2 pseudogenes are annotated in these 17691 nt (G+C 74.0%); both read left to right on the top strand.

Going from position 1 to position 17691, the window contains the following annotated elements:
* Positions 1 to 57: 57 nt before the first annotated feature.
* A pseudogene (locus ACMTAK_RS50125) lies at positions 58 to 6486 on the top strand (type I polyketide synthase); the annotation flags it as partial.
* A 20-nt stretch (positions 6487 to 6506) separates the two neighbouring features.
* Positions 6507 to 17588 (top strand): annotated as a pseudogene (locus tag ACMTAK_RS50130) (SDR family NAD(P)-dependent oxidoreductase); the annotation flags it as partial.
* Between the last annotated feature and the right edge of the window lie 103 nt (positions 17589 to 17691).

Consider the following 17691-nt stretch of genomic DNA (forward strand, 5'->3'; position numbering starts at 1 on the left):
CGCCCTCTCAGACCGTCTCACGGAGATCTCCCGCTTATGCCGAACGAGGATGAACTGCTCAACCACCTGCGCTGGGTCACGGCCGAACTGCACGAGGCCCGTAAGCGCCTGAAGGAGCACGAGTCAACCGCGCGCGAGCCCCTCGCGATCGTGGGCATGGCCTGCCGGTATCCCGGCGGGATCAGCTCACCGGAGGAGCTGTGGCAGCTCGTCGCCGACGAGCGCGACGCCATCACACCGCTGCCCACCGACCGGGGCTGGACCCTGGACGGGCTCCTGGACGACGACCCCGCCAGCCGTGGCAAGTCCTACGTCGGACACGGTGGCTTCCTCACCGACGGCGACTGGTTCGACGCCGAACACTTCGGCATCTCGCCCAGGGAGGCGCTGGCCACCGACCCGCAACACCGTGTGCTGCTGGAACTGGCGTGGGAGGCCCTGGAACGGTCGGGCATCGCCCCGGATTCGCTGCGCGGCAGCCGGACGGGCGTGTTCACCGGGGTCATGTACCACAACTACGTCGACCGCCTCACCGGCGTCCCCGACGAGCTGGAGGGATACCTCGGCACCGGCAACTCCGGTGGCGTCGCCTCCGGCCGTATCGCCTACACCCTGGGCCTGGAAGGGCCCGCCATGACCCTCGACACCACGTGCTCGTCCTCGCTGGTGGCGTTGCATCTGGCCGCGGAGTCGCTGCGCCGCGGGGAGTGCGATCTCGCGCTCGCCGGCGGAGCGACGCAGATGTTCACGCCTGCCGCCTTCGTGGAGTTTTCGCGGCAGCGGGGGTTGGCGGTGGATGGTCGGTGTAAGTCGTTCGGGGAGGGTGCGGATGGGACGGGGTTTTCTGAGGGTGCGGGGTTGGTGGTGTTGGAGCGGTTGTCGGATGCGGTGGCTTGTGGGCGTCGGGTGTTGGCGGTGGTGCGGGGTTCCGCGGTGAATCAGGATGGGGCGTCGAATGGGTTGACGGCGCCGTCGGGGGTGGCGCAGGAGCGGGTGATTCGGGCGGCGTTGGCTTCGGGTGGGTTGTCGGTGGGGGATGTGGATGTGGTGGAGGGGCATGGGACGGGGACGGTGTTGGGGGATCCGATTGAGGCGGGTGCGTTGGTGGGGACGTATGGGCGGCGGGTGGGTGGTGAGCCGTTGTGGTTGGGGTCGGTGAAGTCGAATATCGGTCATGCGCAGGCGGCTGCGGGTGTGGCTGGTGTGATCAAGATGGTGATGGCGTTGCGGTGTGGGGTGTTGCCGCGGTCGTTGCATGTGGATGTGCCGTCCTCGAAGGTGGAGTGGGGATCGGTGCGGGTGCTGACGGAGGCGCGTGCGTGGCCGGTGCTGGACCGTCCCCGCCGCGCCGCCGTCTCCTCCTTCGGGGCGTCGGGCACGAACGCGCACCTCATCCTCGAACAGGCCGGACCGGAACCGGCCGCGCGGCCCGGGGCACCGAGCTCCGGCACCGTGCCGTCCCGGCCGGACAACGCCGTGGTGCCGCTGGTGCTCACGGCCAGCACCCCGGCGGCACTGCGGGCGCAGGCCGGACGGCTGCTCGACGTCGTCGACCACGACCTGACCGACCTCGCCCGTGCGCTGAGCACCACCAGGGCCACACTGCGCACCCGCGCGGTGTCGGTGGTGAGCACCGTCGCCCAGGCGCGCGCCGCCCTGCGTGCCGTGGCCGACGGACAGCCCAGCGCGGACGTCGTCACCGGCACCGCGCGTGCCGGGGCCCACGATGCCGTGTTCGTGTTCCCGGGACAGGGATCGCAGTGGGTGGGCATGGCGGCGGAGTTGTGGGAGTCGTCGCCGGTGTTCGCCGAGGCGATGGAGGAGTGTGCGGCGGCGCTGGCGCCGTTCGTGGACTGGTCGCCGGCGGATGTGCTGGGGGATGAGAAGGCGCTGGGGCGGGTCGATGTGGTGCAGCCGGTGCTGTTCGCGGTGATGGTGTCGCTGGCGCGGTTGTGGCGGTCGTTCGGGGTCCGGCCCGCGGCGGTGGTGGGGCATTCGCAGGGGGAGATCGCGGCGGCATGCGTGGCGGGGGCCTTGTCACTGGAGGACGCCGCGCGGGTGGTGTGCGTGCGGTCGAGGCTGATCGCACAGGAGCTGGCCGGGCATGGCGGGATGGTGTCGCTGCCACTGCCCCTGCCCGAGGTGGAGGACCTGATCGCGTCCCGGGCCGCGGAACTGTCGATAGCGGCGGTCAACGGCCCGCTCTCGGTGGTCGTGTCCGGCGCGCCCGGGGACCTCGACGACCTGATGTCCCACTGCGCCGAAGAGGACGTACGGGCCCGGCGGATCGACGTGGACTACGCCTCCCACTCCGCGCAGGTCGACATCCTCGCCGATGAGCTGCTGCGCGCCCTGGACACCATCACTCCCCGCCAGGCCACGGTGCCGTTCTTCTCCACGGTGACCGGGCGGTTCGAGCCCACCGCCGCGCTGGACGCCGCGTACTGGCTGCGGAACCTGCGCCGACCCGTTCGACTCGACTCCGCGGTACGTGGCCTCGCCGATGCGGGCTTCGACACGTTCATCGAGGTCAGCAGCCATCCCGTGGTACTGCCCGGGGTGCAGGACACGCTCGCGGAGATGGACGTCACCGCGACGGCGGTGGGCACGCTGCGCCGCCGGTCCGGTGGCATGGACCAGTTTCTGCGTGCGCTGTCCACGGCGTTCGCCGGCGGCGCGACGGTGGACTTCGGCCCGCTGTGGGCACACCGCCCGCCCGCCTTCGTCGACCTGCCCACCTACGCCTTCCAGCGTGAGCGGTACTGGCTCACCGACGCCGGAGGCGGCGACGTGTCCACGGTCGGCCTGGCCGGTGCCGAACACGGCCTGCTCGGCGCGGTGCTGGAGGTCGCCGAGACCGGGAGCACCGTGCTGACCGGCTCGTTGTCCGTCGATTCCCACCCCTGGCTGGTCGATCACACCGTGCTCGGCTCGGTGATGTTCCCCGGCGCGGGCTTCGTGGAGATGGTGCTCAGGGCGGCGGACGAGGCCGACTGCGGGCGCGTCGGGGAACTGACCCTGCACACACCGCTGGTGTTCGAAGGCCATGAGCGGGTCGACGTCCAAGTGGCCGTCGGAGGCGACCGCGCCGGACGCCGTGAGGTGACGGTGCACTCGCGCGCGGCAGGCACCTCGACGGCATGGGTGCTGCACGCGACCGCGACCGTGGCCCGCGAACCCGCCCCGGCACCCCCGGGCTGGGAGGCATGGCCACCCCCGGGCGCCGTCGAGGCGGACCTCGGAGACTTCTACGACGCCCTCGCGGCGGACGGCCTCCGGTACGGGCCGATGTTCCAGGGGGTTCGACGGGTGTGGCGCGACGGGGAGGTGCGCTACGCGGAGATCGCCCTGCCGGAAGGGGCCTCCCCCGAGGGCTTTGTGCTCCATCCGGTCCTGCTGGACGCGGCGCTCCAGGTGATGGCGCACGGCAGCATGGCGGAGGGCCAGACGTTCCTGCCGTTCACCTGGTCGGACATCTCGGTGTCCGCCTCCGGCGCCCGCGCGCTGCGCATGCGGATGGAGCCCCGGGGCGACAGCGGTGTGTCATTGCTGGCCACCGACTCCCGGGGCCTCCAGGTGCTGGCCATCGGCGAGGTCGTCACCATGAAGCTCCCCGCGGGCAGGCCGATGTCCACCCACCGCGGTTCGACCGCGAAGCTGCTGCGCGTCGACTGGGTACCGGCGCCCGTGGACACCTGGGCACAGGCGCCCGCGGACACCTCGTCCCCGCCGAGGACGGCCGTCCTTCAGGGTCGGCCGGGGTCCGTGGAGCCCGCCCCGTCCCCCTTCGACGGTCTCGACGCCCACCCGTACGCCGGGCTGGACACGCTGGCGGCCGCGATGGGCACCGGCGCCGCGCCCGATGTCGTTCTGCTGCCTCTCGTGCCGCGGTCCGGCGACGCGGTGGCCGACGGGTACGAGCTCACCGGACTTGCCATGGACGCCATCCGGACCTGGCTGTCCGACGACACGTTCGCCGCCGCGACGCTCGCGTTCGTGACCAGGGGAGCGTTCCCGGCCGGCCAGCGCCGGGGGCCCGATCCCGCCTCGGCCACCGCCGCCGGGTTCATCCGTTCGGCGCAGAGCGAGCACCCTGGGCGCTTCCTGGTCATCGACCTCGATCCCGACGCCGATCCGCCGGTGCTGCCGCCCGCCGCCGTCATCCCCGGTGACGAACCCGTCGTCGCCGTGCGGGGCGACGGGCTGTTCGTGCCCCGCCTCGCGGAGCACGCCCCCCTGCCCGCCCTCACCGCGCCCGCGGACGCCGAGGCGTGGAGCGTGGACCTGGACTCCGCCGACACCCTGGAAGACCTGGGCATCGTGCCCGCGCCCGACGCGCTGGCGCCGCTGACGGGGGGCCAGGTCCGCCTGTCCGTACGCGCGATGGGCGTCAACTTCCGGGAAGTCCTGGTCGCGCTCGACGTCGTGCCCGGTGGGGACCGGCCCGCGGGCGGCGAGGCGGCCGGTGTGGTCACCGAGGTCGGGCCGGGCGTCACCGGCTTCTCGGTCGGCGACCGGGTGATGGGGCTGGTCACCGGCGCCTACGCCGGACCGGTCGCCGTGGCCGACCACCGCACGCTGGTACCTCTGCCCACCGGGTGGACGTACGCCCAGGGAGCGGCGGCGCCGGTCGCCTTCCTCACCGCCTACTACGGGCTGACCGACCTCGGAGGCGTCCGGCCCGGTGACCGGGTGCTGATCCACGCGGCGGCCGGCGGCGTCGGCATGGCCGCGGTGCGGATCGCACGGCACCTGGGGGCCGAGGTGTTCGCCACGGCCGGCCCGGCGAAGTGGTCCGAGGTGCGGGCCGCCGGTGTCAGCGCGTCCCACCTGGCGTCCTCGCGGACCACACGGTTCGAGAGCGCCTTCCGGGAGGTGCTCGGGGAGCACCGGATCGATGTCGTACTGAACTCGCTGACCGGCGAGTTCGTCGACGCCTCCCTGCGGCTGACCGCCGAGGGCGGCCGGTTCCTGGAGATGGGCAAGACCGACATCCGCGACGCCGACGAGGTCGGCCTGCGCCACCCCTCGGTGCGCTACCGGGCGTTCGACTTGGTCCTCGACGCCGGTGCCGACCGGATCCAGGCGATGCTGGCCGAACTGGCCGCCCTGATCGGGCAGGGGGCGCTGACCCCGCTGCCGGTCAGCGCGTGGGACGTCCGCCGTGCCGCGGAGGCGCTGCGGTACGTCAGCCAGGCGCGCCACGTCGGCAAGGTCGTCCTCACCGTGCCCCGGCCGTGGGATCCGGCGGGGACGGTGCTGCTCACCGGCGCGAGCGGCACGCTGGGCGGCGTACTCGCCCGGCACCTGGTCGCCGAGCGCGGGGTCCGGCACCTGCTGCTGCTCAGCCGCCGGGGGCGGGAGGCGGAGACAGCCGCCGCGCTGGAGGCGGAGCTCACCGCCCTCGGCGCGTCCTCGGTGACCTTCGCGGCCTGCGACGTCGCCGACCGGGAGGCGGTGCGCGGCGTCCTGGCCGCGATACCGCCACAGCGCCCCCTCACCGCCGTCGTGCACGCCGCCGGTGCCCTCAGCGACGGTCTGGTCGGCTCGCTCGGCCGGGCGGACGTCGACGCGGTGTTCCGCCCCAAGGTCGACGGCGCCGCGGTACTCGACGAGCTGACCCGGCCGGACGACCTCGCGGGCTTTGTGCTGTTCTCCTCGGCGGCGGGCGTCACCGGCAACGCCGGTCAGGCGAACTACGCCGCCGCCAACGCGTTCCTCGACGCACTGGCCGAACGCAGGGCCGCCGAGGGCCTGCCCGCCCAGTCGCTTGCCTGGGGGCTCTGGGCGGACACCAGCGATCTGACCGCGACCCTCGGCGAGACCGGCCGGGCGAGAATCGCCCGCTCCGGTGTCCGCGCCCTGTCCGCGGTGGCCGCGCTGGACCTGTTCGACCAAGCGCTCTCCCGCGACGAGGCACTGCTGCTGCCCATCGACGTCGACCCGTCCGGCGAGACGGAACCGCCGCCGCTGTGGCGCGACCTGGTACGCCGTCGGGTACGCCGGGTGGTCGCCGCGGCACCCGTCGCCGAGACCTCGACCGCCGACCTGCTGGCCGATGTCCCCGCCGCCGAGCGGGTACAGGTGCTGACCGACCTGGTGTGCGCGCACACGGCCGCCGTGCTCGGGCACGACGCCGACCGGGTGGACCCGCTGAGGGCGTTCGGCGAGATCGGTTTCGACTCGCTCAGCGCGGTCGAACTGCGCAACCGCCTCAACGCGGCGACGGGGCTCCGGCTGCCCGCCACGACGGTGTTCAGCAACCCCAACCCCCAGGCACTGGCCCGGAAGCTGGCCGCCGAGCTGTTTCCCGAAGCCGACGCGCCCGAGACCGACGCGCCTCAGGCGGACGCGGCTTCGGAACAGGCCGGGGAGGAGCGAACGCGCGACGGGGCGCTCACCGACGTGGACATCGACGGCCTCGGCGTGGAGGAGCTGATGTCCCTCGCGCTCGGCACGGCCGAACCGCACACCTCCGAAGGATGACCGACATGACCGTCTCACCCGACCGCCTCGTCGACGCGCTGCGCTCATCGGTCAAGGAGGCCGAGCGACTGCGGGAGCACAACCGGGAACTGACCGAAGCGGCCACGGAGCCGATCGCCGTGGTGGCGATGGCCTGCCGGCTGCCCGGCGGCGCCGACTCGCCGGAGAAGCTGTGGCAGCTGGTCGACTCCGGCACGGACGTGCTCACGCCCCTGCCCCGGGACCGGAACTGGGACCTGGAGTCCCTCAGCCCCTTTGTCACGGACGCGTACTTCGTCGACGACGTGGGCGGATTCGACGCGAACCTGTTCGGCATCTCCCCCCGCGAAGCGGCCGCGATGGACCCTCAGCAGCGGCTGCTGCTGGAGGCCTCCTGGGAGGTGTTCGAACGTGCCGGATTCGCGCCCGACGCCCTGCGGGACAGCGGCACCGGCGTATTCGTCGGCGCCGGACCGGGCGACTACCTGATCCGCCTCCTGGACAACCCGGACGCCGCGGAAGGCTATGTCGCCACCGGTACCGCGCCGAGCGTCACCTCCGGACGGATCGCCTACGCCTTCGGCCTGCGCGGGCCCGCCGTCACCGTCGACACCGCCTGCTCCTCGGGCCTGGTCGCCCTGCACCTGGCCACCCAGGCGCTGCGCACAGGCGACTGCTCGAAGGCGCTGGTCGCCGGCGTCTCGGTGATGTCCGCGCCATACGGCTTCGTCGAGATCGCCAAGCAGGGCGGCCTGGCCGCCGACGGCCGCTGCAAGGCGTTCGCCGACGCCGCCGACGGCACCAACTTCGGCGAGGGCGTCGCCGCGGTGCTCGTCGAGCGGCTGTCCGACGCCCGGCGGCTCGGACATCCGGTACTCGCCGTGGTGCGCGGGTCCGCCATCAACCAGGACGGCGCCTCCAACGGGCTGTCCGCGCCGAACGGCGCCGCGCAGGAAGAGGTGATCCGGCAGGCACTCGCCGACGCGGGGGTACGCGCCGACGAGGTCGACGCCGTCGAGGCGCACGGCACCGGCACCACCCTGGGCGACCCGATCGAGGCGGACGCCCTGCTGGCCACCTACGGCCGGAACCGCGAGCACCCCCTGTGGCTGGGCTCGGTGAAGTCCAACGTCGGACACACCCAGTCGGCCGCCGGTCTGGTCGGCCTGATCAAGATGGTGCAGGCGCTGCGCGCGGGCCGGCTGCCGAAGACCCTGCATGTCGAGCGGCCCTCCCGGCACGTCGACTGGTCCACCGGCCCGGTGCGCCTGCTGCGCGAGGCCCGGCCATGGCCCGCCGCCGACCGCCCGCGCCGGGCCGGTATCTCCTCGTTCGGGATCAGCGGGACCAACGCGCACGTCATCGTCGAGAGCGTGCCCGCGCCCGAGGAGCGGCCCCGCGCCGAGCTCTCCGGCCCGGTGCCGCTCATCCTGTCCGGCAGGACCGACAGCGCCCTGCGGGCCCAGGCGGCCCGGCTGCGCGCGCGTCTGCTGGAGCGCGAGGAGCCGCTCGCCGATGTCGCGTTCACGCTGGCGACCACGCGTGCCCGGTTTCCGCACCGGGCCGTGCTGCCGGTGCGGAGCCGTGGAGAGGCGCTCGAGGCGCTGCACGCCGTCGCCCTGGGAGAGCGGGCGCTCGGTACCGGACGGCCGCCCCGCCGGGAGCGGGTCGCGTTCGTCTTCCCCGGTCACGGCTCCCAGTGGACCGCGATGGGCGCGCGGCTGTGGGACGAGTCACCGGTGTTCGCCGAGGCCATGCGGGAGTGTGAGAAGGCACTGTCCGCATACGTCGACTGGTCGCTGCGGGAGGCGCTGTCCGACGAGCGGGCGCTGGCCCGGGCCGAGGTCGTACAGCCGGCGCTGTGGGCGGTCATGGTCTCGCTCGCCGCGCTGTGGCGCTCGTTCGGTGTCGAGCCCGCCGCGGTGATCGGCCATTCCCAGGGCGAGATCGCCGCCGCCTGCGTCAGCGGTGGCCTGTCCCTGGAGGACGGCGCCCGTGTCGTGGCGCTGCGCAGCCGCCTCATCCACGAGCGGCTGTCCGGACGCGGCGCGATGATGACGGTGATGGCCTCGCCGGACCGCGTACGCGAACTGCTGGCGGACGGCGGGAACGACGCCGTGTCCATCGCGGCAGTCAACGGGCCGCAGAACGTGACCATCTCCGGTGACCCGGCGGCGCTGGACGGCATCGAGCGCCGGCTGTCCGCCGCCGGGATCATGCGCTGGCGGCTCGCCGGGGTGGACTTCGCCGCCCACTCGCCGCATGTCGACGGGATCGAGGCCGATCTGCTGGCGGCGCTGGCACCGGTCCGGCCCCGCCCGGGGAAGGTGCCGTTCTACTCCACGGTGACCACCTCCCGCCTGGACACGGAGGAGCTGGACGCCGGGTACTGGTGCCGCAACCTGCGGCGGACGGTGAACTTCGCGGACACGGTGGACGTCCTCGTTCGGGACGGACACGGGCTCATGGTCGAGGTCAGCCCGCACCCGGTGCTCGCGCACATCACCGCCGCGGGCCCGGTGCTGGACACCCTGCGCCGTGACGACGGCGGGCTGCACCGGATGCTGGCCTCGCTGGCCGCCGCCGACCTGCACGGCCTGCCGGTGGACTGGACCGCGGCGCTGCCCGAGGCCCGCGCCGTGGACCTGCCGACGTATCCGTTCCAGCGAGAGCGCTACTGGGTGACCCCCGCGGAGCGGACCACCGGGGACCCCGCACCGGCGGCGAGCCCCCTCGACCGGCTGCGGTACCGGACCGACTGGACGCCGCTGCGGCTGTCCGCCGATCCGGTACTGTCCGGCACCTGGCTGGTCGTCACGGACCGGGCCGACGCCTGGTCCGACAGCGTCCTCGACGCGCTGCGGCGGTACGGCGCCGAGGTGGTGGTCCGGGCGCCGGGCGAGCTCGGCCTCGCCGCCCTCCCCGAGCCGGCCGGTGTCCTCGCGCTGCTGGCCCACGACGAGGACCCCGAGCCGGACCACCCCGCCGTCCCCGGGGGCTTCGCCCGGACCGTGCGGCTGCTGCGGCAGTTGGGCGCGGCGGGCGTCGAAGCACCGCTGTGGTGCGTGACCAGGGACGCGACACGATCCCCGGCGCAGGCGATGACCTGGGGATTCGGCAGGGTGGCCGGGTTCGAGCGGCCGCGCGCCTGGGGCGGTCTCATCGATCTGCCACAGCCGCTGGACGACACCGGCCAACGCCGGATCGCCGCCGTGCTGTTGGGCGACACCCACGAGGACCAGGTCCGCATCGACCGGAACGGAGCGTTCGGGCGGCGGATCGTGCGCGCCCCCGCGCCCCCGGAGAGCGGAGGGGACTGGCAGGTCCGCGGCACCGCCCTGGTGACCGGTGGCACCGGCGGGCTCGGCAGGCATGTCGTGCGCTGGCTGGCGGCCGAGGGCGCGGAGCGCGTGATCGTGGTGAACAGGCGCGGGACCGACGCTCCCGGCGCGAGCGAACTGGCCGCGGACCTCGCCGACTCGGGGACGCGACTGAGCATCGTCCCCTGCGACCTGTCCGACCGCGCCGCCCTCGCCCGAGTGATCGACTCCATCGACCCGGCGACACCGCTGCGTACCGTGGTGCACACCGCCGCCGTACTGGACGACGCCGCGATCGACGCCCTGACCATGGAGCAGTTCGACCGGGTCTTCGCGGTCAAGGCACGGGGCGCGGCCAATCTGCACGAGCTCACCCGCGACCTGGACCTCGACGCGTTCGTGCTGTTCTCCTCGCTCGCCGGCACGGTCGGCGCCGCGGGCCAGGGCACCTACGCACCGGCCAACGCCTACCTGGACGCGCTGGCCGAACGGCGCCGGGCCGAGGGGCTGCCGGCCACGTCGATCGGCTGGGGCGTGTGGGCCGGGGACGGGATGGGCGACGGCCCCCTCGGAGAGGCCGCGCGACGGCACGGAGTACCGGGAATGTCCCCGCGGGACGCGACAGCGGCGATGCGGACGGCGGTGGAACACGGTGACGCCGCGATCGTGCTGGCCGACATCGCGTGGGACCGGTATCACACGGCGGTCACCGCGTCCCGGCCGAATCCGGCGCTCTCGCGGATCCCCGAGGTCAGGGCGCTGCTCACCACTCAGACCGCTCCGGCGGAGGCGACCGACCCGCTCGCGGTCGTCCGCGCCCAGACCGCGGCGGTCCTCGGCTACGCCTCCGGGACGCGCGTCGAGCCGTACCGGCCGTTCAGCGAACTGGGATTCGACTCGGTGACCGCCGTCGAGTTCCGCAACCGCCTCAACGCCGTGACGGGGCTGTCCCTGGTGACCACCGTGGTCTACGACCACCCGACGCCCGCCGCGCTCGCCGACCACGTGCGCGCGGAGCTCGGCGGCGGCACTCCGGACGGGTCCCCGGCGAACCCGGTGGCCGGCCCGGACCTCACCACCGATCCCGTCGTCATCGTCGGAATGGCCTGCCGCCTTCCCGGCGGCGTCACCTCGCCCGACGAGCTGTGGGACCTGCTGGCCGAGGAACGCACCACGGTGGGACCGCCGCCGCCCGAGCGGGGGTGGGACCTCGCCGCCCTGCCCGCGGACTGTGTGACCACGGCCTCCTACCTGGACGACATCGCGGCCTTCGACGCGGAGTTCTTCGGGATCTCCCCCAGGGAGGCCATGGCCATGGACCCGCAGCAGCGGCTGGTCCTGGAGACCTCGTGGGAGGCGCTGGAGCACGGCGGCATCGCGCCCGGCAGTCTGGCCGGCAGCCGCACCGGTGTGTTCCTCGGCAGCACCGGCCAGGACTACTACGCGCTCCTGACCGGGGCCGCGGCCGACAACGCCGCCGGTCACGCGGGCACGGGCAGCGCGGGCTCGGTGCTCTCCGGCCGGGTCGCGTACGCGCTCGGACTCGAGGGACCCGCCGTCACCGTCGACACGGCGTGCTCCTCCGGTCTGGTCGCCCTGCACCTGGCCGCGCAGTCCCTGCGGAACGGCGAGTGCGCCACGGCGCTCGTGGGAGGGGTGACGGTCATGACCACCCCCACCGGCCTGGCCGAGTTCTCCCGCCAGGGCGGACTCGCCCCCGACGGCCTGTGCAAGGCGTTCTCCGACTCCGCCGACGGCACCGGATTCGCCGAGGGCGCGGGCATGCTCGTACTGCAGCGGCTGTCCGACGCCCGTGCTGCGGGACGCCGCGTATGGGCCGTGGTGCGTGGTTCGGCGATCAATCAGGACGGGCTGTCCAATGGCCTGTCGGCGCCCAACGGCCGTGCCCAGCGGGAGGTCATCCGCCAGGCCCTGGCGAACGCGCGCCTGTCCGCCGGGGCCGTCGACGTGGTCGAGGCCCATGGCACCGGGACACCACTCGGCGACCCGATCGAGGCACACGCCCTGCTGGCGGCCTATGGGCAGGACCGGGCACGGCCGCTGCTCATCGGGACGCTGAAGTCCAACATCGGCCACACCCAGGCGGCCGCCGGCGTCGCGGGCGTGATCAAGACGGCGCTGGCCCTGCACCACGGCACGGTGCCCGCGACCCTGCACGCCGGCACGGCGTCGTCCCATGTGGACTGGACGGCGGGCAGCGTCGAACTGGCCCGCGGCAGGACCGCGTGGCCCGACACCGGCGCACCGCGCCGGGCCGGGGTCTCCGCGTTCGGCATCTCGGGCACCAACGCGCACGTCGTGCTGGAAACGGACGCCCCACCGCCCACCGAGCCACGGGCGACCGGGGAGACGGCGCTGATCCCGCTGGCCGTGTCCGGCCGAGGGCCGGAAGCCCTCGCGGAGCAGGCGAGGCGGCTGTCCGTGCTGCTGGACGGCGGGACCGATCCGGTCGACATCGGCTGGTCGTTGGTCACCACGCGCTCGCAGCAGTCCCATCGGGCCGTGGTCCTCGGCCGGGACCGCGCCGAGCTGGCCGCCGGACTCACCGCGCTGGCGAGCGGCGCCTCCGCACCCTCGGTGGTCTCCGCCGTGACCGCCGGCCAGGATCCGCGCCCCGTCTTCGTCTTCCCCGGCCAGGGCTCCAGCTGGGCGGGGATGGGACGCGCGCTGATCGAGTCCTCGCCGGTGTTCGCGGCCTCGATGGCCGAATGCGCGCGGGCGATCGCCACCGAGGCCGACTGGGACCTGCTGGAGGTGCTCGGCGAGGAGGACATGCTGCGGCGGGCCGACGTCGTCCAGCCCGCCCTGTTCGCGGTCATGGTGTCGCTGGCCCGGCTGTGGGAGTCCTACGGCGTGACCCCGGCCGCCGTGGTCGGGCATTCCCTCGGTGAGTACGCCGCCGCGTGCGTGGCGGGCGCGCTGACGGTCGAACAGGCGGCGGTCGCGGTCGTGCGACGCGGCCGCGTGATCGCCGACCGTCTGTCCGGTGATCAAGGAGTGCTGTCCGTTCCGGTCGCCGCCGAACACGTGCGCTTCGACGGTGTCGAGATCGCCGCGTTCAACGGGCCGTCGTCCACGGTGGTCGCCGGGACCAACAGCGCGCTCGAGCGCGTGCTGGAAGCCGTACCCGCGGCCAAACGAGTGCCGATGGACTACGCCTCGCACACCTCCGCCGTCGAGGCGGCCGAGGACGCGCTGCTCGGAGAGCTGGCCGGACTGGGCCCGAAGGGCGTCGGCATCCCGTTCTACTCCACGGTCACCGGGGGGAAGCTGGACACCGCGGCCCTCGACGCGCACTACTGGTACCGCAATCTGCGCAACCCGGTGCTGTTCGAGACCGCCGGCCGCCGGCTGATCGAGGACGGGCACACGGTGTTCATCGAGATGAGCCCGCGCCCGCTGCTGGCGGCGGCCCTCCACCAGACGGCGGAAGCGCTGGACCAGCCCGTGCACACCGTCGCCTCGCTGCGCCGCGACGACGGCGACATGGACCGCTTCCTGCGCTCGCTCGCCGACGCGCACACCCACGGGGTGGCCGTGGACTGGAGCCCCGCGCTGCCCGGTGGCAGGGCCGTCGCGCTGCCGACGTACGCCTTCCAGCGCAAGCGGTTCTGGCCGACGGCCAGGCCACCGCGGCGCCCCGGCCAGACACACCCGCTGCTGGGCCCCGCCGAAGAGCTCGCGGGCTCCTCGGACGTGGTGTTCACCAGCACCCTCTCCACCCGGACCCACCCATGGCTGGCCGACCATGTGGTGCGGGACTCGGTGCTGCTGCCGGGCACGGCGTTCCTGGAGATGGCGGTCCGGGCCGCGGACGAGACCGGCTGCCACAAGGTCGCCGAACTCGTCCTGGAAGCGCCGCTGGTACTGACCGGCGGCGACACCCGGATCCAGCTGACCGTGCACGGCCCCGACGCGTCGGGGGACCGGCCGTTCTCCGTGCACAGCCGGGGCGAGCACGACTGGGCGCGGCACGCCACCGGCCGGCTCTCGGCGCCGGCGTCGCCGGTGCCTCCGGGGACACTGCTGTTGCCGCCCGACGCCGAACCGGTCCCACTGGACGCCTTCTACGGTGAACTCGACGGCGCCGGCTACCGGTACGGCGAGTCGTTCCGCGGCATGCGCGCGGCCTGGCGGGCGGGTGACGAACTGTTCGCCGAGGTGGCCCTGGCCGACGCGGTCCCCACCGACGGGTTCCAGCTGCATCCCGCGCTGCTGGACGCCGCCTGCCAGGCGATGACGCTGGCCGGCGGGGACGAGCCGGGGCTGCCGTTCCTGTGGTCCGATGCCGAACTGCACGCACATGGCGCACGGGAGCTGTTCGTCCGCCTCGCCCCGGCCGGACCCGACGCGATGTCGATCACCGCCGTCGACCACGAGGGAACGCTCGTGTTCCGCGCGGGCCGGCTGCTCACCCGGCCGTTCGCCCGGCCGGGCACGGGCGCCCTGCCCGCGGACTCGCTGTTCACCGTGGACTGGGCGCCGCTTCCGGAGCCGGAACCCGCCGCCGACCGGGAGTGGGCGGTGCTCGACGGCCCCGAGGCCGACCACGGTCTCGGCGTTCCCGCGTTCCCCGAGCCGTCCGCCGTGCCCCCGGGTACGTCGATCGTGCTGACGGCCGCCGACGCGTCCTCACTGCACCGGATCCTGGCCGCGGTGCAGGCCGTGATCACCGCCGACCGCCCCGAACCGCTCGTGGTGCTGACGCGTCACGCGGTGGCCGTGCGCCCCTCGGACGAGCCGGTGCCCGACCGGGCCGCGGTGTGGGGGCTGCTGCGCACCGCGCAGTCCGAGCACCCCGGACGGTTCGTGCTGCTCGACAGCGACCGGCCCGTGACCACGGCCGACCTCCGCGACGCCCTGGCGACCGGCGAACCGCAGGTCGCCCTGCGGGGTGCCGACCGGTACGCGCCACGGCTGACCCGGCGGCCGGCCGCGCTGGAGCCGCCCGCCGGCGAGGCGTGGAACCTCACCGCCTCGCCGACCGGCAGCCTGGACGATCTCGCGCTGACCCCCCGTACGGTCGAGCCGCTGACCGACGGGCAGGTCCGCATCGCGGTCCGTGCCGTCGGGGTGAACTTCAAGGACGTGTTGATCACCCTTGGCATGGTGCCCGGTGACCTGACCCGGCTCGGTGTGGAGGCCGCGGGGGTCGTGCTCGACGTCGGCCCCGGCGTGCGCTCCCTGCGCCCCGGCGACCGGGTGTTCGGCCTCGCCGACGCCGCGTTCGGCTCGACGGCCGTCACCGACCAGCGTCTGCTGGCGCGGATGCCCGACGGCTGGGGCTTCGCCCGGGCCGCGAGCGTGCCCGCCGTGTTCCTCACCGCCTATTACGCACTGCGCGATCTGCTCGGCCTCCAGCCGGGGCAGCGGATCCTGGTGCACTCGGGCGCGGGCGGTGTCGGGATGGCGGCGATCCAGCTCGCCAGGGTGTGGGGCGCCGAGGTGTTCGCCACCGCGAGCGAGCCCAAACAGGATGCCGTCGCCGGACTCGGAGTCGCCCGGGACCACATCGCCTCCTCCCGGACGCTCGACTTCGAGCGGACCTTCACCGAGGTCACCGGCGGCAAGGGTGTGGACGCCGTGCTGAACTCGCTCGCGGGCGAGTTCGTGGACGCCTCACTGCGGCTGCTGCGCCCGGGCGGCCGGTTCGCGGAGATGGGCAGGACCGACATCCGCCAGGACGGACCCGCGGGCGTGGAGTATCTGCCCTTCGACCTGTCGGACGCGGGGGAGGAGCGGATCGGCGAGATGCTGGCCGAACTGCTCACCCTGTTCGACACCGGGAAGCTGGCGACCCTGCCCGTCACCACATGGGACATACGCCGGGCCCCGAGCGCGTTCCGCTATCTGAGCCAGGCCAGGCACGTGGGCAAGGTCGTGCTGACCGTCGGCCGGGACCTCGACCCGGGCGGCACCGTGCTGCTCACCGGTGGCACCGGCGGACTCGGCGCGTCGCTGGCCCGGCATCTCGTACGGGCACGCGGCGTGCGCAGCCTGGTCCTGGTGAGCCGCACGGGGATCGACGCGCCCGGGGCTCGCGAACTGCGGGACGAACTGACCGGGGCCGGCGCCTCGGTCACCGTGGCCGCCTGCGACATCGCCGACCGCGTGGCACTGGGCCGGATCCTCGACGCCGTCCCGGCGGCGCACCCGCTCACGGCCGTGGTGCACACCGCGGGGGTGCTCGACGACGCGACCATCGGCGAACTCGACGCCGACCGGCTGGAGACGGTGCTGCGGCCCAAGGTCCGGGGCGCGCGCCTGCTGCACGAGCTGACCCAGGACCTGGACCTCAGCGCGTTCGTGCTGTTCTCCTCGGCCGCGGGCGTGTTCGGCGCGGCCGGGCAGGGGAACTACGCCGCCGCCAACGCCGTACTCGACGCCCTCGCCCAGCACCGCGGGGCGCGGGGCCTGCCCGCGGTGTCGATCGACTGGGGGCTGTGGGACCTCCCCAGCGCGATGACCGCGGGGCTGGACCACGCGCGCTTCACGCGGTCGGGCCTGCTGCCACTGGCCGAGGAGCAGGGCCACGCGATCTTCGACCATGTGGCCACCGGCGGGGACGCCCAGGTCGTCGCCGCTCGGCTGGACCTGGCGGTGTTCCGCGACCTGCCGGACCCGCCCCGGCTGATGGCCGGGCTGGTGCGCGGACCGCGCAAGGCGGCGGGCACCACCGCCGCGAGGCCGGCACGCACCGAGGAGGGGCTGCTGGAGACGGTGCGCGCCACGGCGGCCGACGTACTCGGCTACGCGGGCACCGAGGAGGTCGACCCGGCAGGGCTGTTCGCGGAGCTGGGCCTGGACTCGCTGACCGCTGTCGAACTGCGCAACCGCCTCGCCTCGGCCACCTCGCTCAGGCTGCCCACCTCGATCGCCTTCGACCACCCGACTCCGGCCCGGCTCGCCCGGCACCTCCTGACCCGGCTGAGCGTCGAACCCGCCGTGGCGACGGCGCCCGCACCACCGCCGTCCGACCTGGTCGCCGACCTGTGCGCGACGGCGTTCGAGGCGGGCGACGGGAAGCGGGCGTTCGACCTGCTGCGCACGGTCGCCCGCAACCGCCCGACCTTCCGCACCGAACCGGGCACCCCCGCCTTCACCCCGCTGGGGTCGGGTGCCGAAGCCCCCCGGCTGGTCTGTCCGACCCCCATGGTGCCGCTGGCGGGGGCCTACACCTACGCCCGGTTCGCCTCCGGGTTCCGGGGCAGCCGCGCGGTCGACGTCCTGGCCACCCCGGGATTCCTCGACGGCGAGCCACTGGCGGAGTCGGGGGAGGTCCTGGCCCGGGTGCAGACCGAGCGGGTCCTCGCCAGGACCGGGGACGACCCGTTCGTCCTGGTGGGGTATTCCTCGGGAGGGCTGCTCGCCCTGGCGATGGCCGCTTTGCTGAGCGAACGCGGCGCACCGCTGCGGTCGGTCGTCCTGCTGGACACGTATCTGCCCTCGCCGGAACGGATGGACGAGTTCGTCGCCGCGCTGATGCGCGGTATGACGGACCGCCGCGACGTCGTGCGGGGCCTGACCGGTACCGGGTTGTCGGCGATGGCGTGGAACTGCGATCTGTTCGCGGAATGGTCCGCGGCGCCGCTGCCGGTGCCGGTGCTGTCCGTACGGGCCGACGTTCCGCTGCTGGCCGGTGACGGTTCCGCGCCGGTCGTCGCGCGTGCGGATGTCCGCACCACGGCCGGTGATCACTTCACCCTGCTGGAGGAGCACGCCTCGCGGACGAGTGCCCTGGTGGCCGAGTGGCTGACCGAGGACGAGCACACGGCGCTGTGAGGCAGGCGCGGCGCCGCCTCGTCCAAGGTGATACACACCGGTGGCGGAACTGCCTTGGGGCAGTTCCGCCACCGGCGAATCCTGGGTAAACGCCTGGCGTTTG

This window comes from Streptomyces lacaronensis, assembly GCF_047337785.1.
In the GTDB taxonomy this organism is placed as follows: Bacteria; Actinomycetota; Actinomycetes; order Streptomycetales; family Streptomycetaceae; genus Streptomyces; species Streptomyces lycopersici.